This window comes from Gordonia soli NBRC 108243 (assembly GCF_000334455.1).
GTDB classification, from domain to species: Bacteria; Actinomycetota; Actinomycetes; order Mycobacteriales; family Mycobacteriaceae; genus Gordonia; species Gordonia soli.
This window is the reverse complement of record NZ_BANX01000035.1, coordinates 20,460-41,027: the sequence shown is the minus strand read 5'-3', so window position 1 is coordinate 41,027 and position 20,568 is coordinate 20,460. Positions and strand designations below refer to the sequence as shown.

The following is a 20,568-nucleotide window of genomic DNA, read 5'->3' as shown; positions in this document are numbered from 1 at the left end:
GCTAGCACGGTCGCGCCGACCACCGGCAATCCCGGGTGTCCCGGGTCACCGCACCGGTGTCCTAGGCTCGGGGACATGGCTGCCCGCGCGGATCGTCGTATCGTCCTCATCCGGCACGGTCAGACGGAGTGGTCGGCCACCGACCGACACACCGGGCGGACCGACATCGACCTGACGACGGTCGGCGAGGAGCAGGCGGCGGCGCTGGCCCCGACCATCGCGTCGCTCGGTCTCGCCGATCCGTATGTCATCTGTTCGCCCCGCCACCGCACGCAGCGCACCGCCCAGCTGGCCGGCCTCACCGTGGACGAGACATCGGACCTGTTCGCCGAATGGGACTACGGCGATTACGAGGGACTGACCCGCGTGGAGATCCACGAGCGTCACGACCCCGATTGGCTGGTGTGGACCGGCGGCGGGCCGGGCGGGGAGTCGGTGCAGGCGATGTCGGACCGCGTCGACCGGGCCGTCGCGCACGTGCTGGCCGCATCCGACGGAGACCTGGTGGTGGTGTCACACGGCCACTTCTCGCGAGCCTTCATCGCGCGATTCCTCGGCACCCCCATCGGGTTCGGCGCGCACATCGCTTTCGCCGCAGCGGGTTACGCGGTGCTGGACGAGGTGGACGGTCACCGGCTCCGCCGTCTGGCGGAGTGAGGTCAGCGGGCCTCGAGCAGCGCTCGCAGATCGTCGACACTGCCCACCGGTAGCGAACACGTGGTCTCCCGACAGACCATCACGGTGTCGGTGGGCTGACCCGCCGACTCGGCGGCAGCGGACGACTCGGTGATGACCGCACCACCGGGCGCCAGTGCCCGTGCAGCCGAGAGCAGCGTCGGCGAGGTGGCGGTCAGATGCAGTGGCCCCATCCGTCGGGCCGCGGCGACGGCGAGCCAGTGCCCGGCCGCGCGTGGTGCCCGTTCGATGACCACCGCGGCTCGTCCCAGTGATTCGTCGGCGAGACCGAGGTAGCGGCCGGCCCGCGCGCCGTCGGCCAGTGTCGACGCAATCAGCAGGGCCTCGGCGAGCAGCGCACCACCGGATGGGGTCGCCCCGTCCATCGGATCACGTGGTCGGGTGATCAGACCTGTTGCGTCGGAACGGGTGTCGAACCAGGAACCCGCCACCTGGGGATCACCGAACTCCGCGATCGTGGTGTCGAGCAGGTCCAGTCCGGCACTGCGATACCGCTCCACACCGGTGGCCTGGTGGACGGCGAACAGCGCGGTGACGAGTGCCGCGTGGTCTTCGAGGACACCGTCGGGTGCACCGACGACGCCGCCGAGCGAACTGCGGCGGACCCGACCGTCGACGACGTGCCGGTCGAGGAGACCGTCGACGACGTCGGCGGCCGTCAGCACCCAGTCACGCTCGTCGAGAGCTGTACCCGCCTCGGCGAGTGCGGTGACCGCCAACGCATTCCAGGCCGTCACCACCTTGTCGTCCCGCGCAGGCTGCACCCGCTCGGCACGAGCCGCGAGGAGCAGTGATCGCACCCGTTCGGTCCGTTCCGGATCCTCCGGGTGACCCGGACCGGTCACGTGGCGACGAAGCGTCGAGGTGCCGTGTTCGAAGGTGCCGTCTGCGGTCACGCCATAGAGGTCGGCAGCCCATCGGCCGTCCTCGACGCCGAGTACCGCGACCAGCTGGTCGGGCGTCCACACATAGGTCGATCCCTCCACGCCGTCCGCGTCCGCGTCCAGCGATGACGCGAACCCGCCCGCCACGGACAGATCGGACCGCAGGAACGAGACGATCTCGCGGGTGACCCGGGTGGCCGTCGGATCGCCGGTGGCCCGAGCGAGATGGGCGTAGAACCGCAGCAGAAGGGCATTGTCGTACAGCATCTTCTCGAAATGCGGTACCACCCAGGCACTGTCGACCGCGTAGCGCGCGAACCCGCCGGCAAGTTGATCGTAGATGCCGCCGTGCGCCATCGCGGTCGCGGCGCGACGGGCCATCGCGAGCGAGTCGTCGTCACGCAGATGCTCGTGAACGCGGAGCAATGCCTCCAGGTGCGCCGAAGGTGGGAACTTCGGCGCATCACCGAAACCGCCGTTGGCAGCGTCTTCTTCGTCGGCCAGCAGGTGGACCGACCGACGTAGGAGATCGTCGTCGAGTACGACAGTGGCATCGGGCAGACCGGACGTCGCGGCGGTCAGGTTCTGCGCCACCGCCTCGCCGACCCGGTCGACCTCGTCCCGACGCTCGGTCCATGTGGTCGAGATCGCCGCGAGGATCTCGTCGAAACCGGGCATGCCTCCGCGGCGCGTCGGTGGAAAGTATGTGCCGCAGTAGAACGGACGCCCCTCCGGGGTCAGGAAGCTGGTCATCGGCCAACCACCCTGGCCGGTCATCGACACCGTCGCGTTCATGTAGATCGCGTCGATGTCCGGTCGTTCCTCCCGATCGACCTTGATGCACACGAAGTTCTCGTTCATCAGGGACGCGATGCGGGAGTCCTCGAAGGACTCGTGCGCCATCACGTGACACCAGTGACAGGCGGCGTAGCCGATCGACAGCAGGACGGGGACGTCGCGCCGACGGGCGGTGGCGAACGCATCGTCGCCCCACTCCTGCCAGTGCACCGGGTTGTCGGCGTGCTGACGGAGATAGGGGCTCGTCGACGAGCCCAGTGCGTTGCGGTCGGCGTCAGGTCCCGGGAGCGGTGGACTCATCGGCGGTACGTTCCTCCGAGTCGTCGGTGGGTCGAGCTTCGGATGGCGGGGCGTCGGCGGGGCGGGCAGGCTGCTCCCCCGCGTCGGGCACGGCATCGGTGCCCTCGTCGAACGCCTGGTCCGGCTCCGGGTGATCGGAGTCGAACGTGGTGGGCAACTTCTTGAGCTGCCGGTTCATCGAGCGGATCAACAGTGCGGTGCCCACCAGGAGCAAGACGATGACCAACAGTCCGAGAGGCGAGGCCTTACCGAACTCAGGCCCCTTGGGCTGCTCGGCGGCGAGGATCTCGGTGACGCCGAGCGCCGCGGTGTGCAGGATCATGATTCCTCGATTCCCGCGAACAGGTCGGTCTCCGGGATCGACGTGGTCACCCGGGTCCGGGCGAGCTCGTACTCCTCCGTGGGCCAGAGGCGCTGCTGCCACTCCAGCGGCACCGCGAAGAACACACCGTTCGGGTCGATCTGGGTCGCGTGGGCACGGAGGGCGTCGTCGCGCTGCGTGAAGTACTTGGCGCACTCGACCTGGGTGGTCACCCGGCCCATCAGGTCACCCCGGCTCGGGTCCCACTTGCTCAGCCACTCGGTGAACGGGCTCTCCTGGCCGTTCTTCTCGAACTCGTCGGAGAAGAGCACCATGCGGTCCCGGATGAACCCGTGGGTGTAGTAGAGCTTCGACACCGTCCACGGCTCGCCGGCGTCCGGGAAGGCCTCGGGATCGCCGGACTGTTCGTACGCCGCGACCGACACCTCGTGACACCGGATGTGGTCCGGATGCGGATATCCGCCGTGCTCGTCGTAGGTGATGATGACGTGCGGTCGGAACTCCCGGACGACCTTGACCAGTGCCTCCGTGGCCACCTCGAGCGGGATCGTCGCGAACGACCCCTCGGGCAGCGGTGGGAGCGGATCGCCCTCGGGCAGTCCGGAGTCGACGAAGCCTAGCCAGGTCTGCCGCACACCGAGTGCGGCGGCGGCCTTGGCCATCTCTTCCTTGCGGATCTCGGTCATCCGCTCTTTGACGCCGGGACGATCCATCGCCGGATTGAGGATGTCGCCACGCTCGCCACCGGTCAGGGTGACGACGAGGACGTCATGTCCCTCCGCGGCATAACGCGCGGTGGTGGCGGCACCCTTGCTCGACTCGTCGTCCGGGTGGGCGTGGACCGCCATCAGGCGGAGACCGCCGTTCTGCGGGGTGCGATGCTCGGGGCCACCCGTGCTGGCTGCGGTCACGCTTCCTCACCTTCGGCTCGATACTGCTCCCATGGTAGGTATTGAGCCGTGCAGAGTTCAGACGGGGGCGTGACGAGTCCGCGCAGCGGGCCGCGAGCGACGTACCCGGAGGAACAATCGCCCCACACCCGACGTCGGTGGTACATCGGATTGTCGGTGCTCGTGGTCGCCGCCGGCCTCGGCCTGGCGGTGCTCGGCTACCAGAAGTTCGCCGACCCCCCGGTGTCCGGACAGGTCACCGGCTACCAGATCCTCAGCCCCTCGCGGGTCGCCGTGCAGTTCACCGTGACGCGCAGCGACCCAGGCCAGTCCGTCGCGTGCGTGGTCCGCGGACGGTCGGCCGACGGCGGCGAGACCGGCCGACGAGAGATCCTCATCCCACCGGCCTCCGAAAGCCAGGTCGGCGTACGGACCGAGGTCACCACGTCCCGTGCACCGGTCATCGGAGAGGTGTTCGGTTGCACCGCAGACGTACCCGCGTACCTGACCGCCACCGACGAATCGTGAGCGTCACGTGACGACACCCGAGAACACCTCCGGCTCCACCTCGCCCGCTCCGCGGGCCACATCTCCCACGGTTGCCTTCGCGTCGGTCGGCAGCAGGTACTTCCCGCTGCTGGTCGCGCTGTTCGTCGGAGTGATGCTGATCAGCAACATCACCGGCACCAAGGGTGTCGTGCTGTTCGACGACTGGCTGCATCTCTCCGCGGGACCGATCCAGCTCGACGGTCTGGTCACCGACGGTGCGTTCTACCTGTTTCCGCTCGCGTATGTGCTCGGCGACGTGATCAGCGAGGTATACGGGTTCCGCGCGATGCGCCGCGTCATCTTCTCCGGCTTCGCGGTCCTGCTCATCGCCTCACTGTGCTTCTGGCTCACCATCCACCTGCCGGCGGCCGAGTTCTACGACGGTCAGGAGTCCTTCGAGCGCGTCGCCGGAGTGGTCCCCCAGTTCCTGCTGGCCGGTCTCGCCGGTTATGTGGTCGGCGAGTTCCTCAACTCCTTCGTCCTGGTCAAGATGAAGGAGCGCGCCGGCGAGAAGCGGCTGTGGGCGCGCCTGATCAGCTCGACCGTGGTCGGCGAGTTCTTCGACACGCTGGTGTTCTGCGCCATCGCAGCATCGGCGCTGGGCATCTCCACGTGGTCGGATTTCGTCAACTACACCGTGGTCGGTTTCGTCTGGAAGACGCTGGTCGAGATCGTCGTCATGCCGCTGACGTACTTCGTCGTCGGGCGTCTGAAGAAGGCCGAGCCGAGTTACCAGCAGGCCCTTCGTGGTGGTGAAGCACAAACAACCGATGTGCTTTGACACACATCGACTGCTATCCTGGATCGATGCACGGCTCCGCGAGGGGTCGTGTTGCTGCATTTTGAGCAGTCCACATGCCCTGGTCGAAGCCATCGTGCGGGGTGCGGACAACACGAAGGAGTGACAGATGACCGACACACAGGTGACGTGGCTGACCCAGGAGTCCCATGACCGCCTCAAGACCGAGTTGGACTCTCTGATCGCCAACCGGCCGGTCATTGCCGCCGAGATCAACGAGCGTCGCGAAGAGGGCGATCTCAAGGAGAACGGCGGCTACCACGCGGCGCGCGAGGAGCAGGGCCAACAGGAGGCTCGCATCCGCCAGCTGCAGGAACTCCTCAACAACGCCAAGGTCGGCGAGGCGCCGACGCAGTCCGGCGTCGCGTTGCCCGGTTCCGTCGTCACCGTCTACTACGACGACGACGAGAAGGACACCGAGACCTTCCTCATCGCCACCCGCGAGGAGGGCGGCCAGGACGGCAAGCTGGAGAGCTACTCGCCCAGCTCCCCCCTCGGCTCGGCCCTCATCGACGCGAAGGTCGGCGAGACCCACGAGTACACCGTCCCCAGCGGCGCGGTGATCAAGGTGACGCTGGTCAGCGCGGAGCCATACCACAGCTGATCTGCACCGATCTGATCTGATCCACCATTCGGCGGGCCGTCCATGGACGGCCCGCCGAGTGCGTCGATAGGGCGATCAGACCTCTGCCACGCAGGCGACGATCTTGCGCTCGTCGTAGGTGTAGTACTTGGTCGTGTCGTCCGGGCACCGGTTTTCGTCGGTCGTCCCGGTGAGGATCTTGAGCACCCGAACCGTGCTCGCCTTGCCCGGCGTACACGGGCTGTGGGTCGGGCTCTCGGTGCCGGACGGGATGGTCATGCAGCTGTTCTCGACCCAGTCGATGTCGAGGCACAGCGCGCCCTGCTCGCGGCCCGCGAAGGTGACGTAGTAACTCTGGTCGACGTCGGATGCGCAGGCGTCCTTGTTCTCGACTTTGGCGACGACCTTGTAGTTGGACGTCGGACTGCCGCACACGGCATGGTCGATCTTGGCGTCCAGCATCGTCCCCGACAGGTTCACACAGTCGCCGATACGCGCATCGAAGTCGACGTCACCGCCCTCATCGGAGCCGTTCTGACCGTCGACTGTCGGCGCCGCACTGGTCGGGGTGCCGACCACCTCACCACTCGAGCCGCAGCCGGCGACCAGTACGGCTGCACCGACCACCGCCAGGCCCATCATTGCCGCCTTCAGACGACGGGATACTCCGAACACGTTCGAACCTCTCTGCCGAACCCGATGGTCGGTGCAGGGGTCCGCACGGTCAGGGCGACCGATACCGACATTCTCCGCAGACCTGACCGATGACCTGAGGAACTCTATCGGGTGGTCAGTGGCGCACGACACGGGGCGTACGCGTACGACCGGTGAACGCGGGGCTACCGGGTTCCGTTCTTCCGCTCCGAACTTCTTCTTCCGCCATCTGCAGGCGGCGGAAGAAGGAGTTCGGGGCGGAATAACGAGAGAATCCGCCGCGCAGGCCGAGCACCCTAGCCATCCGACGCCGATCCGGGAACTCCGCGATCCACAGCGCGCAGTTGTCCACAGCGAACCCACAGCAGTTCTGGAGTCTGGCCTCAACCTGCGGTTTCATCCTTGGTTCATGAGACTCCACCACCACTCCTCCACCCCGACCACCACCGAGGTTCCGCTCGTCGTCCTCGACGACGACTCGGCCGTCCGCGCCATCGCACAACAGATGTTCGCCGACGGTTCGCCGATGGGCATCGTCGGCCGCAGCTACGCCGACGTCGTCCCGTTCATGCTCGGCAACAACGGGCGGGTCGTCGCGCTGATCGCCGACGTCGACGATCCCGACCAACTCGCCGGCGCGATCCGGACCGTCGAATCCCGGCTGGGCACCGTCGGGTCGATCATCCGATTCTCCGCCGATCTACCGTCCACCTCTCATGCTGCGTGACCTGCGCATATCTCGGTCGACCCGCGCGGCCGACACTGCGGTGACAGCGGCCGCGGACGCCGTGTAAGCCGATGTGAGCGTCACGACAGCGTGACCCGGCACCGTGGTCGACATGACCACAGCACTCACCCCCGACACCGCCGCCGTCACGGCATCGGCGCGCTCGCAGCCCGAGCTCGCGATCGACGCCCGCGGCCTGGTGAAGCATTTCGGATCGACCCGCGCCGTCAACGGCGTGGATCTGGCCGTCCCGACCGGTTCGGTGTACGGCGTCCTCGGCCCCAACGGGGCCGGTAAGACCACTACCGTCAGCATGCTGGCAACCCTCCTCCGGCCCGACGCCGGCGACGCGACGGTCTTCGGATACGACGTCGTCCGCGACGCCGTCGCCGTGCGATCGCTGGTCGGTGTCACCGGCCAGTACGCCTCGGTCGACGAGGACCTGACCGCGACCCAGAACCTCGTGCTCTTCGCACGGCTGCTCGGATTCTCCCGGCCGGCCGCCCGATCGCGCGCCGACGAACTCCTGCAGGAGTTCTCGCTCACCGAGGCGGCGAACCGACCTCTGAAGAACTTCTCCGGCGGTATGCGGCGGCGTCTCGACCTCGCCGCCAGCCTCATCGACACCCCGCCGCTGCTGTTCCTCGACGAGCCGACCACCGGCCTCGACCCACGGACACGTGCGCAGATGTGGGAGACCATCCGCCGGCTCGTGTCCGGCGGTTCCACGGTGCTGCTCACCACGCAGTACCTCGACGAGGCCGATCAGCTCGCCGACCGCATCGCGGTCATCGACCACGGTCGCGTCATCGCCGACGGCACCGCCGACGAGCTCAAACACTCGGTCGGGGCCAGCACCCTGCAACTCATCCCAGCCGATCGCGCCGACGCCCCGCGCGTCGCCGAGATCACCGAGCAGGTCCTCGGCGAACCCGCGACCCTGAGTCCCGAGGCCGCGCGCGTCTCCGCGTCGCTGCGCCGGTCCGATCTCGTCCCCGATGTCCTGATCGCGCTGCGCGAGAACGGTATCGACGTCGATGAGATCACCGTCCAGAAGCCGAGCCTCGACGAGGTGTTCCTCACCATCACCGGCCGTCCGGCCGACGAGGACAGCACATCTGCATCAACAGACACCGCGTCCACCAGCACCCCCGAGGGAGCACAGCCATGACCACCACCACTCTCGACCGCTCGACCACCCGCTCTCCGGTCATCACCACCCGCGCCAAGCGGGCCGAGGCCAAACGATCGATCAGCCTCGTCGAGACCATCACCCAGTCGTTCAGCATGGCCTATCGCGGCGTCCTGAAGATCCGGCACAACCCGGAGCAGCTCTTCGACGTCACGATCCAGCCGATCATCTTCACGCTGATGTTCACCTACATCTTCGGTGGCGCGATCAGCGGCAACGTCGCCGCGTACCTGCCGGTGATCATCCCGGGCATCCTGGTGCAGACGGTCGTGATGACCTCGATCGTGACCGGTACCCAATTGCGTGAGGACATGGACAAGGGCGTCTTCGATCGCTTCCGATCGTTGCCGATCGCCCGTATCAGCCCACTCGCCGGAGCCTTGCTCGCCGACGTCATCCGCTACCTCATCGCGACGGTGTTGACCGTCCTGATGGGTGTGATCATGGGGTGGCGCCCCGACCTCTTCGGCGTGGTCGCTTCTGCCCTGCTGGTGATGGTCTGCAGCTTCGCGGTCTCGTGGATCTTCGCGCTGATGGGCTGCCTGATGAGCAAGGCGTCGGCGGTGCAGGGCATCTCGATGCTGATCATGTTCCCGCTGACCTTCATGTCCAATGCCTTCGTGCCGGTCGACACCATGCCGGGCTGGTTGCAGGGCTTCGTCAAGGTCAACCCGGTCAGCCACCTCGTCACCGCGGTCCGCGAGTTGACCGCATCCGGTCATGCCGGCATCCACGTGGTGTGGGCCCTGCTCGGCGCCGCGGTCATCACGATCGTGTTCGCACCGTTGGCGGTTCGCGCCTACATGCGCAACGCGTGACCATCCGGAGCGCAATCAGACAATAGGCGACGGATCTCGGCAAGCGCCCGGTGGCGCGGCATCGACCGATGTCGGGCCACCGGGTTCTCGCTGTCGAGTTCCTGCCCCCCGAATTGCTTACCTGTGGTCCGCCACAAGGTGCCCAATGACGGGTAGTCCTGTCGCGCAGGCAGTTCGTGAGCCAGTTCGAGCAGGCGGGCGCCGACCTCGTCGCCCGGCGTCGACGCCGACCGGAGTGCACCGACCGCGAGCGCGGCGGCGCCGACCTGCGGAAGGTCCTGCCACCCAGGGCCGTACACCATGCTGTCGACACCGCCGACCAGGTGCTGTTCGAGTCCGCGGGCGAGTTCCGGGTGTCCGGCACAGACCAGGCCTGCGACGGTCCCACTCACCACGAGCAGCACCGACGGGTCTGCGGTGCCCAACGGGTGCTGGTCGAGGATCACGTCGGCGGCGCGACGGAACGCTGCCGCGGGCGCCGCTCCTGGGCCGTCGGCGAGCAACAGCGCCTCTGCCCGACACAGCAGCGCCGGACCGATGATCTCCGGATTGCCCTGCGGATCATCGGCATCGAGATCAAGGTCGGCGGTGAGGATCTCCAGTTGTCGGCGCGACTCGTCGGGCCGACCGTCGGCGAGCAGCGAGAGCGAGTAGAAGGCGCGGACCTGGCGGGCGTCCTCGTCTGCCCCCAGGTCGTCCAGCAACTCGACGCCGGCGCCGTACAGTTCGGCCGCCTCGGCGTAGCGCCCCTGCTGGCCGTACAGACTGGCGGTGTTCGAGTGCCACATACCCCGGAACCACGGCGCGTATCGGCTTCCCTCGGCGATCCGCCCCCAGGCCGTCGAATCGGCGAGCGCGGTACGGATCAGCCCACGGTTCTCCCGACTGTTGGATCGCATCGAGACAGCGAGGGTTCGCACCTCCTGGTTGCTCGACAACACGCCCTCGCAGATGATTCGGTATCCGGCGATCTCGTTGCGGGACAGCGCGATCGCCGCCATGAACTCGCCCGGCGCGGAGTTCGCGGAGGCCGGCCGGTGCAGCTGCCGCAGGATGGTCCGGGCCCGGGCGACCACCCGGAGGTCCTGTGTCATCACCGAGTGCAGGATGCCGACGATCGTGGTGATCTGCCAGTGCTCCCGCGTGGTCTCGTCCGGGTGCTGCGGCGGCGACGGCAGAGCCTCGACCACCCGCTTGCCCCATGACCGGGTGTCACCGTGCAGACCGCGGACGGTCCAGAAGTACGAGAGTCCCGGGAACACCGTGATCAGGATTCGCTCGGCGTCGTCAGGCCGCCCGACCGACTCGGGGGGCTCGATCGCCTGCCGCAGGATCCACACGAGGTTGTCGGCTTCGGCGCCGAGACCGGTGAGACCACCGGAGTGGTCGCCGTTCTCGGCGCGATCCTGTAGGCCGTTCACGAGGTCGACCGCCCAGGTGCCCATCCTCGTCACAACCTCGTGCGCGGCCGCGTCGTCCTGGCGCGCCTCGCCGAACTCCCGGACCATCTCCAACATCCGGAATCGGGTGGCACCGGCACGCTCCCCGACCGCGAGCAACGACTGGTTCAGCAGATCCTCCAGTGCGTCGTCGAGTGCGATGCCGGAGAGCCCGGTGACAGCGGCGGCGGCCGACCTGCTGAATCCATCCGGAAAACGACAGAGGGCGATGAGGGTCTCACGTGCGGTGTCGTCGAGGAGTTCCCAGCTCCACTCGATCACCGCCGACAACGTCCGATGCCGATCCGGCGCTGTGCGATCCCCCGACCGGAGCAGCGCGAACCGTTCGGAGAGACGGTCCGCGATCTCGCCGACGGACATGGTGCGCACCCGGGCCGCCGCCAACTCGATCGCGAGCGGTAGCCCGTCCAGTCGCCGACACAGATCGGCCACCTGTTCGCGGGGAAGGGGGACATCGGGCCGGACCGCCGTGGCGCGGAGCCCGAACAGTTCGACTGCGGGAGCGTCCGCCGCGTCGGCCTGCAGCACGGGCAGCGGGTGCACCCGCTCCGCGCCGATAGCGAGCGGCGTCCGGCTCGTGGTCAACACGCGCAGTCGATCGACTCCGGCTACGAGGTCGGCGACCACGCGTGCGCAGCCATCGATGATCTGCTCGCAATTGTCGAGGATCAGCAGGGTGATCCGGCCGCGGAGGACGTCCTCGAGTCGAGCCGTCAGGTCACCCGGTGCCATCCGCGGGCGGCCCGATGGCGTCAACTCGGTCTCGCCGACTCCCAGCGCGGCCGCGATGGACACCACCACGTCCTCGTCGGCGCGCACCGACGCCAGTGGCACGTAGTAGACGGAGACCCCCGCGGCCAGCGCACGATGACCGACCTCGGTGGCGATCCGTGTCTTGCCCACACCGCCGGGCCCCAGCACCGTGACCACCCGTCCACCCGGCGTCGATTCGCCGCGCAGGTCGAGGTGGTCGACGATCGCATCGACCTCACCATCACGGCCGATGAGTTCGCTCGTCGCCGAACGCAGTCCGATCGACCGCCTCGATGCTGGCGTCGTGGTCGCCCACGTCGTCCGCCCCGTCGGGCCCCGGTCAATCGAGGTCGCACCACCGGCTCCCGCCAGCAGATCGACATGGAGGGCGGCGATCTCGACTCCCGGATCGACACCGAGGTCTGCCGACAGTCGGCGTCGCAGTCGGGCGAACACGTCCAGCGCGTCGGCTGTGCGACCGGTTGCGGCCAGGGAGCGCATCAGGTCCGCGTGGGCCGACTCGTCCAGCGGGTCACGCGCACAGCGCCGTTCGGCGATCTCGCGCGCCGTTTCCGGGTCACCGTCGGCAAGTGCCTGTGCGGTCCTCCGCCGATCCACCGAGTCGCGTAGCGCGCGTACACGTTCCACGAGCGCCTCACCGACCGGCGACCCGACTCCGAGATCGTCGCCGGGTTCGCCTCGCCACCACCGCGTGGCGTCCACGAGTGCTGCAGCGCTCCCCTCGGCCACGAGCGCACCAACCACGTCGAGATCGAGAACGTGCGTGGTCAGCCGATATCCGCTGCCGTGCGCCTCGAGCACTCCCGGCGGGAGTGCGTGGCGCAGACGTGAGATCTGGGTGTGTAACGCCGACTGCGGTGAGCCTGGCGGCTCGTCACCCCACACGTCGTCGATGAGTCGGTCCGCCGAACGCACCCGACCGCCGGCCAACGCCAACGCGGCCAGCAACCGTTTTGCCCGAGTTCCCGGGACCTCACGGAGATCTGACACCGACTCCTGCCTCGGCACCGTCAACCCGACCGCGATCGGGCCCAGCAGACCGATCAGGGGAACGCGATCTCCGGACACCCCGTCAGAGTAGTCACCAGGTTGCGCAGGGGTACGCCGTCATCGCACCGTCACGCCGTGGACGTCGATGTACTTGTAGAGATTCGATCGCAGACCGCTCACCCGTGCCGGCGACACATTGGTCCACGAGGTGATCGCCAGGTCGATCAAGAACTGCTCGTCGAGCAGGATGTCGGTGTAGCGCCGGTACACCGCGCGGGCCGCCGGCGACGTCGGATCGACGATCTCGGTGAACCGGGCGACGGCAGCCGTGTAGTCAGCACTGGTGAACCCCGAGAGGTTGCCGGCGGGCTTGAACGGGGCGGCCCCGGTCGCCAGGGTCGCGGGATTCGATTGTCCGAACCCGTGCGGGCTGATCCAGAGCTGGTGGTCTCCGGACTTCAGGAACGGGTTGTAGGAGGCCTGTTCACGTGGGTCGAGCGTGACCGTGACGCCGACCCCGGCGAGGTCGTTCTGCACGATGGCCGCGATGTTGCGTGATGCCGCCGATCCCGAGCCGTACGACAGCAGCAACCGATCGCCCGACCGCCATCCGGCAGCGTCCAGCAACGATCGTGCCCGGTCGGGATCGTGGTCGTAGGCAACGCGCGCAGCCTCGGTGAACGCCGGTGAGGTGCGTGCCCACGGTGCGCTGCTGGCGATCCCGCGTCCGACCAACACCTCATCGACTATCCGCTGCCGGTCGACCGCGTACGAGATCGCCTGCCGCACACGCTTGTCACCCAACCTCTCGTCCGCGACGTTGACGCCCACGTAGTAGGCGACATCGTCGACATCCAACGACTGCACGCGGTAGAGCGCCTCGTCGCGGAACGGCCGCAGGGACTGCGGCGATGCGTCGAGGACGAGATCCGACTGTCGGGCACGCACGGAGGTCAGCAGCGCACCGGGATCGCGTACGACCCGCAGGGTGACGGCGTCGATGGTCGCCGGACCGGCCCAGTACCGATCGTTGCGGGCGAGATTTAGCGTCGACCCGACCTCACGCCCGGTCACCCGGAACGGCCCGGTCCCGACAAACGAGTCCCCCGCGGTCAAGGCGTCGCCGCTCTCACTGTCGGTCAGCAACATGAACTCGAGCAGGTCGAAGATGTTCACGATCGGACGCGCGAAGTGGAGAACGGCGACTCCCGGATCGGAGGTGTCGACCTCACGGATCGCCGCAGCTGTCGACTGCAACTGGGACGCCGACGCCGCGGCCGCGTAGGTCCGGACCGCGTAGGCGACGTCCTCCGACGTGAGCCGACGCCCCGAATGGAAGTGGACGTCGTCGCGCAGGACCAGCCGCATCGACAAGCCGTCGGGGGTCAGGTCCCACGACGTCGCCACAGACGGTGTCGGTGTCAACGTACGGTGGTCGTACCGGATCAGCGTGTCCCACACAAGCAGACCGATGGTCATCGACGTGATCGACTGCGAGTAGACGGTCTTGGGGTCGACGTCGGTCGACGACCCGATGACCAGGCGGCCGCCCGACTCGCCCGATCCGGTACCGGCCTGCTCGGCCTGCCGCACCGCCGACTCGCATCCGGCGAGCACGGCGACCGCTCCCGCGGAACCCGCCGCGAGGGCTGCCCGCAGAAACGCCCGCCGATTCAACGAGGTGCTCATCGGGCCTCCCGGGGGATCGCGATCGGCACCGCAGCCAGCAGTTCGCGGGTGTAGTCGGCGCGTGGGGTGTCGAACACGGTTGCCGCCGTGTCCCATTCGACCAGCCGGCCCTCCCGGAACACGGCGATGCGGTCGGCGACCTGCCCGACCACGGCCAGATCGTGGGTGATGAACACCGCCGCGAACCCCAGCTCACGCTGGAGGTCGGTGAACAGCTGCAGGACGTCGGCCTGCACGGACACGTCGAGAGCACTGGTCGGTTCGTCGGCGACGACGAGGTCGGGCCGCGCAGCAAGCGCCCGCGCCAGTGCCACCCGCTGCCGCTGTCCACCGGACAGATGACGAGGCAGCCGGTCGGCGAGTTCGGCGGGCAGGCGTACGGCGTCGAGCAACTCGAGTACACGGGTCCTCGCTTCCCGGCCGCGGACCTCCCCGGAGACCACCAACGGCTCGGCGACACTGCGCGCCACCGTCCATCGCGGGTCGAGGGAGGCGAAGGGATCCTGATGGACCATCGCCAACCGGTCTGTCCGCCGGTCGACCGATCCGGAGACCACCGGCGCGAGACCGACTAGCGCACGACCGAATGTGGTCTTGCCCGAGCCGGATTCGCCGACCACTCCGAGGACCTCCCCGCGCGCGACCTCGAGATCGATCGACCGCAGCGCCGTGAAGGCGGGCGCCCCCGCCGCTGCGGGGTACCGGACCGTGAGGTCACGCACGGAGACGAGCGTGTCGTCGCCGGGCACGTTGGTCGATGACGGGGACGGTGTGGGGACCGCCGCGAGCAACTCGCGGGTGTACTCGTGAGTGGGATGGGCGAAGAGATCGGCGACCGTCGCCTCCTCGATGAACTCGCCGTTGCGCACCACCACTACCCGGTCGGCACGCTCGGCGACCACCCCCATGTCGTGGGTGATCAGCAGGATGCCCAGATCACGTTCGGTCCGGAGTTGCTCGAAGAGGTCGAGAACGGCCGCCGACACCGTCGCGTCGAGCGCGGTGGTCGGCTCGTCGGCGATGAGCAGGCCCGGGTCGCCGGCCAGTGCGAGAGCGATGACGACCCGTTGCTTCTGCCCGCCGGACAGTTGGTGTGGATACCAGTCGACGCGGGTCCTCGGCTCGGGGATGCCGACGGTCTCGAGCAGGTCGATCGCGGTGGCCCGTGCCTCGGCACGCGAGACCCGCCGGTGCGCCCGCAGGACCTCACGGATCTGGCGGCCCACCCGCTGGGACGGATTGAGGGCCGACTGCGGCTCCTGGAACACCATCGACACCGCGGTGCCCCGCAGTCCGCGCAGCTCTGCCGCAGACGCACCGACGATCTGTCGGTCGGCTACCACGACGGAGCCGGTCGTCGTCAGGGTGTCGGGGACCAGTCCGAGCGCGGCGCGCCCGGTCAGCGATTTGCCGGAGCCCGATTCGCCCACCAGCGCGACGATCTCGCCCGCGTCGACATGTACCGAGAGGCCGTCGACCAGTGTCCGATCCCCGGTGCGGATGACCAGGTCGGTGATGTCGAGTACCCGCGCGCGGTCAGTCACGTCGCCGCCGTCCCAGCCCCTGCGCGATCAGCAGGAACCCCAACGACAGCAGGGCGATCATCACCAGCGGCCCCAGCGGATGTCCCGGGTTGACGTCCCACGCGTACACACCGTCGGCGAGGATCGATCCCAGCGAGGGGTCCGGCGGCCGGACGCCGACCCCGATGAAGCTCATCGCGCTCTCGACGAACACGGCGAGTGACAACGACAGTGCGAACTGCACGACCAGCGGCTCGATCGCGTTGGGCAACACATGTGTGCGCAACGTCCACCACGTAGACGCACCGGACAGGCGCGCGCTCTCGACATAGGGCGCCGCGATCACCCTCGTCGCCTCATTGCGCGCAAGTCGTCCGAAGATCGGGATCTCGGTGATGGCGATCGCGATGATCACCGTTGCCGTGCCCGGGCCACGGATTGCCGCGACGGTGATCGCGAGGATGACCGCGGGAAAGGCCAGCACCACGTCGAAAACGCGCGCCGAGACGGTGTCGGCGATCCCGCTCACCGCAGCGAGCAGTCCGATCGCGATGCCGACGGCCGCACCGATGGGGACCGCGGTCACCAGCACCAGCAGCGTGGTCCGGACGCCGTAGAGCACGCGGCTGAACACATCGCGGTTGAGTTCGTCGGTGCCCAGTAGGTGATCGGCGCCCGGCGGCAGCAGATTGGCACCGGAGATCTGTTCCAGCGGGTCGTGGGAGGCGAGCAGAGGTGCGAGCAGTCCGAGCGCGACGACCACCAGGACGACGGCACCGCCGACCGCGAGTTGCCCCGGACGTCGGATACGGGCAGAGATGCCGACCGCCGGTGTCACGACACACCCGCCCGGGCCGCGGGATCGAGCAGGGTCTGCGCGAGTTCGGTGAGTGTCGCGGTCACGATGAACACCGCGACCGACAACAGCAACAGGACCTGCACCAGCGGATAGTCGCGCGCGTTGATGGCCTGCACCAGCAGTTGCCCGAGCCCCGGCCACGCGAAGATCGCCTCGACCAGCACTGCCGAACCCAACAGTCCGCCGATCTGGAGTCCGAGAACTGTCACGGTCGGTGGCAGCGCGTTGCGGAGCGCACCGTTGAGGACGATGCGGCGTTCGGGCACACCGGCCGCGCGCGCCGTCGTCACGTACGGCTCGGCCAACTCGGTGCGCAATGCCTCGGTGAGGAACCGGGTGAGTGCCGACGCCACCGGGAGTCCGAGACAGATCGACGGCAGGATCAGGTACTGCGCCGTGATCGACAGGTCGTCCAGATAGCCGCGGGGCGGGGTTCCACCGGCAGGCAGCAGGCGGACGGCCACCGCGAACACCGAGACCAGCACCACCCCGGTCACGAAGGTCGGGACCGCGATCGACAACGCCTGGAATCCGTTGACCAGCGCCACGAGCCACGGTCGTGGGAACAGGACCACGGCGAGGGACAGCACCGCGGTGATCACCAGGGCCACCACCAGCGCGCCGACGGCCAGCACGAGCGTGTTCGCCAGTGCATGCCCGACGAGGCCGGCGATGTCGCCCCCGACCACGTAGGCGCGGCCGAGGTCGCCGGTCACCAGCGCCCCGATCCAGTGCAGGTACTGGGCGGGCACAGGCCGGTCGAGGCCGAGTTGCGCACGGATCGCGGCGATGGTGTCGTCATCCGCGTCGGCACCGGCCAGAACTGTCGCCGGGTCGCCGGGCACGAACCGCAGGACCGCGAAGACGACGATGCTGGCGAGGAACAGGGTGAGGACCGCGATCCCGACCACGCGCAGGAGACGGAGTAACAGGGGATGGCCCGGCGACCGGAACTCGCCCTCGGCTGCCGAAGACATCGCATGCCATCTTCGGCGCAGGTGTGGTGTGCCGTCGAGACTTCTGTTCATCGCGAGCGAAACTGTGCGCGATCCGACCACGTGGTCGCGTGACCCGCGGCCTCCCGATGGCTAGGGTCGACGTCCATGGCCCGCACCTATCCCCTGGAAACGATCGACATCGACTTCTTCGACACCGCGCAGATCACGTATCGGATCGACGCCCGCATCCCGGTGTCGCCCGCTCGGGCATGGGCGGAACTGACTCGCCAGAACACCCTCGACTGGTGTCGGGCGATCACCTCCATCGAGTTCACCTCCCCCGCGCCCTACGGAGTCGGCACCACCCGCACGGCGAAACTGGCAAAGGGGCTGACGACCCTGCACGAACACTTCTTCCTGTGGGAGGAGGACGCCGACGCCGAGCGATACCGCAACGCCTTCGGGGTGCTCGATGCCAGCGTGCCCGGCACCAAACGCTTCGGCGAGTACACCGAGATCCAGCCCGCCGATGTCGGGTCCCGGTTGATCTGGACGTTCGCACTCGAGCTGCCGTCGAAGGCCAAGGCGGTCACCGCGTTCTCGGGGCCGACCGCGTCGACGGTCTTCAAGACGGTCGAGGCCGACACACTGGCGCACTTCGCGCATCTCGAGCCCGCGCGGTAGCGATCGGAGCCGGCGCGGACACCTCGTTCAGGAGCGCAGGAACCCCGCCTGCGCCAACGCTTCCCGTACCTCCGACTGATGGTCGGGGCCGCGGGTCTCGGCACTGACGGTCACCTGCACCTCACCGAGTCGGAGCGATCCGGCGACCCGCGAGTGCGTCACGTCGACGACGCTCGCGCCCAGATCCCGCAGGAGTGCCAGGAACTCCATCAGCCCGCCGGGACTGTCGGAGATGGTCGCCGTCACCGTCAGGTAGCGACCCGCGGCGCTCAGTCCGTGCGTCGTGACGTGGGTGAGCAGCAAGGGGTCGATGTTGCCGCCGGAGAGCACGACGCAGACCCGCCCCGACACGTCCACCTGTCCGGACATCACCGCCGCCACCGCGGCGGCCCCGGCCGGTTCCACCACCAGCTTCGCCCGCTCCACCATCAACAGCAACGCGGTGCTGATGGCCTCCTCGCTCACCGTGACGACGTCGTCGACGAGTTCGGACACATGCGCGAACGGGACGGCGCCGGGACGGGCGACGGCGATGCCGTCGGCCATCGTGTCCATCGTGCCGACCGGGGTCGGCTCACCCGCCTGCAGGGACCCCGGCCACGCCGCGGCGCCGGCGGCCTGGACACCGATCACACGGGTGTCGGGGCGGTGGACGGCAGCTGCGGCAGCGATCCCCGCGAGCAGCCCGCCACCACCGAGTGGCACCACGATGGCATCGACATCCGGTACCTGCTCGATGATCTCGGTCCCGACGGTCGCCTGCCCGGCGACGATGTCGGGATGGTCGAAGGGGTGGATGAGGACGGCACCGCTCTCCTCGGCATGGGCATGGGCGGCGGTCAACGCTTCATCGACCGTCTCGCCCTGCAAGATCACCTCGGCGCCATAGGATCTGGTCGCCGAGATCTTCGGTATCGACGCCCCGACCGGCATGTAGACCCGCGATGCGATGCCGAGCTGGGTCGCCGACCACGCGACCCCCTGGGCATGGTTGCCCGCGCTGGCCGCGACCACACCACGCGACCGTTGCTCATCGTCGAGACGTGAGATCCGCAAGTAGGCGCCCCGCGGTTTGAACGAGCCGGTGCGCTGCAGGTTCTCGCATTTGAGCCAGACGTCGGCACTCAACTGCTCCGACAACACCCGAGAGGCGACCACCGGCGTGCGACGCATGACCGGGGCCAGAGCTACCACGGCCGAGTCAATCTCGGCGGAGCTGATGATCACGATGCCAGGCCGATGCGATCCGCGACCGTCAGCGCAGCGCGTTCTCGAGGTCGCCGACCAGGTCGGCGACGTCCTCGATGCCGACCGACAGTCGGACCAGATTGTCGGGCACCTCGAGCAGCGAGCCCGCGGTCGATGCGTGCGTCATGGCACCCGGGTGCTCGATCAACGACTCGATCCCGCCGAGCGACTCGGCGAGCGTGAACACCTCGGTGCGGGCACAGAAGTCCTGTGCGGCATCGAGTCCGCCCTTGACGAGCACCGACACCATGCCGCCGAACCGCTTCATCTGCTTCTCGGCGACCGCGTGCGACGGATGAGAGGAGAGGCCCGGGTAGAGCACTGCGTCGATCTTGGGGTGGGCCTCGAGGAACTCCACGACCCGCTCGGCGTTGTCGCTGTGCCGATCCATCCGCACCCCGAGCGTCTTGATGCCGCGGAGTGTGAGGAACGCGTCGAAGGCTCCCGGGACCGCCCCGGCGCCGTTCTGCAGGAAGGCGACGGCACTGTCGAGTTCTTCGTCATCGGTGACCAGCGCACCGCCGACGACGTCGGAGTGTCCACCGAGGTACTTGGTGGTCGAGTGCAGCACGACGTCGGCGCCCAGCGTGAGTGGCACCTGCAGGTACGGCGACGCGAAGGTGTTGTCCACCACCAGCTTCGTGCCTGCCTCGTGCGCGACACCGGCGAGCGCCGCGATGTCGCCGACGTTGAGCAGCGGGTTGGTCGGGGTCTCGATCCACACCAGCTTGGTGGCCGGGGTGATGGCCGCGCGTACCGCGTCGACGTCGGAGACCGGGGCCACCGAATAGGTGATCCCCCACTGTGAGAACACCTTGTCGATGAGTCGGAATGTGCCGCCGTAGGCGTCGTTCGGGATGACCAGGTGATCGCCGGGTCGCAGCGTCGCACGCAGCAGCGCGTCGGTGGCCGCCATACCGGACGCGAACGCCCGACCATACGTACCCTGTTCGAGCGCAGCGAGATTGGCCTCCAACGCCGACCGTGTCGGATTGCCGGTCCGCGCGTACTCGAACCCGCCGCGCAGACCGCCGACGCCGTCCTGGGCGAAGGTGGAGCTGGCGTAGATCGGCACGTTGACCGCACCGGTCGACGGGTCCGGCTCGTAGCCGGCGTGGATGGCACGGGTCGAGAATCCCTGCCAGCGTGCCGAATCCGCGGCGCTGCGGTGCTCACTCACGGTGCGTGCTC

19 protein-coding genes are annotated in these 20,568 nt (G+C 68.3%); 8 read left to right on the top strand and 11 right to left on the bottom strand.

The features are described 5' to 3' along the window. The first annotated feature begins 75 nt into the window (after nucleotides 1–75). Nucleotides 76–657: a histidine phosphatase family protein gene (locus tag GS4_RS21375; protein ID WP_007624513.1), complete on the top strand. Its 582-nt coding sequence runs from the start codon at nucleotides 76–78 to the stop codon at nucleotides 655–657. Between the two features lie 2 nt (nucleotides 658–659). On the opposite strand, the gene GS4_RS21370 is transcribed toward GS4_RS21375, so the two are convergent. The 3 genes from GS4_RS21370 to mca are packed head-to-tail and all read right to left on the bottom strand — an operon-like array spanning nucleotide 660 to nucleotide 3,848. Continuing rightward, nucleotides 660–2,678: a thioredoxin domain-containing protein gene (locus GS4_RS21370; protein WP_007624511.1), complete on the bottom strand. Its 2,019-nt coding sequence runs from the start codon at nucleotides 2,676–2,678 to the stop codon at nucleotides 660–662. Then, nucleotides 2,653–3,000: a hypothetical protein gene (locus GS4_RS21365; protein ID WP_007624510.1), complete on the bottom strand. Its 348-nt coding sequence runs from the start codon at nucleotides 2,998–3,000 to the stop codon at nucleotides 2,653–2,655. Before GS4_RS21365 ends, GS4_RS21370 begins: the two co-directional genes overlap by 26 nt. Then, nucleotides 2,997–3,848, bottom strand: a complete 852-nt coding sequence (gene mca / locus GS4_RS21360) for a mycothiol conjugate amidase Mca (RefSeq protein WP_051989812.1) — start codon at nucleotides 3,846–3,848, stop codon at nucleotides 2,997–2,999. The genes GS4_RS21365 and mca overlap by 4 nt, the downstream gene beginning before the upstream one ends. Nucleotides 3,849–3,959: 111 nt before the next feature. On the opposite strand from mca, the gene GS4_RS21355 reads away from it, so the two are divergent. The 3 genes from GS4_RS21355 to greA all read left to right on the top strand — a co-directional run bounded on the left by GS4_RS21355 (nucleotide 3,960) and on the right by greA (nucleotide 5,842). Then, complete coding sequence (locus GS4_RS21355) at nucleotides 3,960–4,418, top strand: DUF4307 domain-containing protein (RefSeq protein ID WP_007624508.1); 459 nt, start codon at nucleotides 3,960–3,962, stop codon at nucleotides 4,416–4,418. A 7-nt stretch (nucleotides 4,419–4,425) separates the two neighbouring features. Then, complete coding sequence (locus tag GS4_RS21350; RefSeq protein ID WP_007624504.1) at nucleotides 4,426–5,220, top strand: queuosine precursor transporter; 795 nt, start codon at nucleotides 4,426–4,428, stop codon at nucleotides 5,218–5,220. Between the two features lie 127 nt (nucleotides 5,221–5,347). Next, a complete protein-coding gene (gene greA / locus GS4_RS21345; RefSeq protein ID WP_007624502.1) occupies nucleotides 5,348–5,842 on the top strand; it encodes a transcription elongation factor GreA in 495 nt (164 codons plus the stop codon). Nucleotides 5,843–5,917: 75 nt separating this feature from the next. On the opposite strand, the gene lppU is transcribed toward greA, so the two are convergent. Beyond that, complete coding sequence (gene lppU, locus GS4_RS21340) at nucleotides 5,918–6,496, bottom strand: LppU family putative lipoprotein (RefSeq protein ID WP_245555795.1); 579 nt, start codon at nucleotides 6,494–6,496, stop codon at nucleotides 5,918–5,920. 388 nt (nucleotides 6,497–6,884) lie between these two features. Here lppU and GS4_RS21335 point away from each other — a divergent pair, with 388 nt between their 5' ends. The 3 genes from GS4_RS21335 to GS4_RS21325 all read left to right on the top strand — a co-directional run bounded on the left by GS4_RS21335 (nucleotide 6,885) and on the right by GS4_RS21325 (nucleotide 9,212). Beyond that, nucleotides 6,885–7,202, top strand: coding sequence for a hypothetical protein (locus GS4_RS21335; RefSeq protein ID WP_007624499.1), 318 nt, complete (start codon nucleotides 6,885–6,887; stop codon nucleotides 7,200–7,202). Between the two features lie 112 nt (nucleotides 7,203–7,314). Then, nucleotides 7,315–8,373 (top strand): daunorubicin resistance protein DrrA family ABC transporter ATP-binding protein, encoded by a 1,059-nt coding sequence (locus GS4_RS21330; RefSeq protein ID WP_040511404.1) that lies wholly within the window; start codon nucleotides 7,315–7,317, stop codon nucleotides 8,371–8,373. Then, nucleotides 8,370–9,212, top strand: a complete 843-nt coding sequence (locus GS4_RS21325; RefSeq protein WP_007624496.1) for an ABC transporter permease — start codon at nucleotides 8,370–8,372, stop codon at nucleotides 9,210–9,212. Before GS4_RS21330 ends, GS4_RS21325 begins: the two co-directional genes overlap by 4 nt. Here the strand turns inward: GS4_RS21325 and GS4_RS21320 are convergent. The 5 genes from GS4_RS21320 to GS4_RS21300 are packed head-to-tail and all read right to left on the bottom strand — an operon-like array spanning nucleotide 9,194 to nucleotide 17,484. Continuing rightward, nucleotides 9,194–12,514, bottom strand: coding sequence for an AfsR/SARP family transcriptional regulator (locus GS4_RS21320; RefSeq protein WP_040511386.1), 3,321 nt, complete (start codon nucleotides 12,512–12,514; stop codon nucleotides 9,194–9,196). The two genes, GS4_RS21325 and GS4_RS21320, sit on opposite strands and share 19 nt — an antisense overlap. Nucleotides 12,515–12,553: 39 nt before the next feature. Then, nucleotides 12,554–14,125 (bottom strand): ABC transporter substrate-binding protein, encoded by a 1,572-nt coding sequence (locus GS4_RS21315; RefSeq protein WP_007624494.1) that lies wholly within the window; start codon nucleotides 14,123–14,125, stop codon nucleotides 12,554–12,556. After that, nucleotides 14,122–15,669: an ATP-binding cassette domain-containing protein gene (locus tag GS4_RS21310; RefSeq protein WP_007624493.1), complete on the bottom strand. Its 1,548-nt coding sequence runs from the start codon at nucleotides 15,667–15,669 to the stop codon at nucleotides 14,122–14,124. Before GS4_RS21310 ends, GS4_RS21315 begins: the two co-directional genes overlap by 4 nt. Then, nucleotides 15,662–16,486, bottom strand: coding sequence for an ABC transporter permease (locus tag GS4_RS21305; RefSeq protein ID WP_007624492.1), 825 nt, complete (start codon nucleotides 16,484–16,486; stop codon nucleotides 15,662–15,664). The genes GS4_RS21310 and GS4_RS21305 overlap by 8 nt, the downstream gene beginning before the upstream one ends. Beyond that, complete coding sequence (locus GS4_RS21300) at nucleotides 16,483–17,484, bottom strand: ABC transporter permease (protein ID WP_007624490.1); 1,002 nt, start codon at nucleotides 17,482–17,484, stop codon at nucleotides 16,483–16,485. The genes GS4_RS21305 and GS4_RS21300 overlap by 4 nt, the downstream gene beginning before the upstream one ends. Before the next feature lie 126 nt (nucleotides 17,485–17,610). Between GS4_RS21300 and GS4_RS21295 the strand changes: the two genes are divergently transcribed. Continuing rightward, a complete protein-coding gene (locus GS4_RS21295; RefSeq protein ID WP_007624489.1) occupies nucleotides 17,611–18,129 on the top strand; it encodes an SRPBCC family protein in 519 nt (172 codons plus the stop codon). A 27-nt stretch (nucleotides 18,130–18,156) separates the two neighbouring features. Here GS4_RS21295 and ilvA read toward each other — a convergent pair whose 3' ends face one another. Continuing rightward, on the bottom strand, nucleotides 18,157–19,302 hold the full coding sequence (gene ilvA / locus GS4_RS21290) for a threonine ammonia-lyase (RefSeq protein ID WP_439644635.1): 1,146 nt from the start codon (nucleotides 19,300–19,302) through the stop codon (nucleotides 18,157–18,159). A gap of 82 nt (nucleotides 19,303–19,384) precedes the next feature. Continuing rightward, on the bottom strand, nucleotides 19,385–20,557 hold the full coding sequence (locus GS4_RS21285; RefSeq protein ID WP_007624487.1) for a cystathionine gamma-synthase: 1,173 nt from the start codon (nucleotides 20,555–20,557) through the stop codon (nucleotides 19,385–19,387). Nucleotides 20,558–20,568 lie beyond the last annotated feature (11 nt).

Coding starts and splice junctions, on each gene's coding strand:
- GS4_RS21375 (WP_007624513.1), top strand. CDS start 76: ATGGCTGCCCGCGCGGATCGTCGTATCGTCCTCATCCGGCACGGTCAG.
- GS4_RS21370 (WP_007624511.1), bottom strand. CDS start 2,678: ATGAGTCCACCGCTCCCGGGACCTGACGCCGACCGCAACGCACTGGGC.
- GS4_RS21365 (WP_007624510.1), bottom strand. CDS start 3,000: ATGATCCTGCACACCGCGGCGCTCGGCGTCACCGAGATCCTCGCCGCC.
- mca (WP_051989812.1), bottom strand. CDS start 3,848: ATGGCGGTCCACGCCCACCCGGACGACGAGTCGAGCAAGGGTGCCGCC.
- greA (WP_007624502.1), top strand. CDS start 5,348: ATGACCGACACACAGGTGACGTGGCTGACCCAGGAGTCCCATGACCGC.
- GS4_RS21335 (WP_007624499.1), top strand. CDS start 6,885: ATGAGACTCCACCACCACTCCTCCACCCCGACCACCACCGAGGTTCCG.
- GS4_RS21330 (WP_040511404.1), top strand. CDS start 7,315: ATGACCACAGCACTCACCCCCGACACCGCCGCCGTCACGGCATCGGCG.
- GS4_RS21325 (WP_007624496.1), top strand. CDS start 8,370: ATGACCACCACCACTCTCGACCGCTCGACCACCCGCTCTCCGGTCATC.
- GS4_RS21315 (WP_007624494.1), bottom strand. CDS start 14,125: ATGAGCACCTCGTTGAATCGGCGGGCGTTTCTGCGGGCAGCCCTCGCG.
- GS4_RS21300 (WP_007624490.1), bottom strand. CDS start 17,484: ATGTCTTCGGCAGCCGAGGGCGAGTTCCGGTCGCCGGGCCATCCCCTG.
- GS4_RS21295 (WP_007624489.1), top strand. CDS start 17,611: ATGGCCCGCACCTATCCCCTGGAAACGATCGACATCGACTTCTTCGAC.
- ilvA (WP_439644635.1), bottom strand. CDS start 19,302: ATGCGTCGCACGCCGGTGGTCGCCTCTCGGGTGTTGTCGGAGCAGTTG.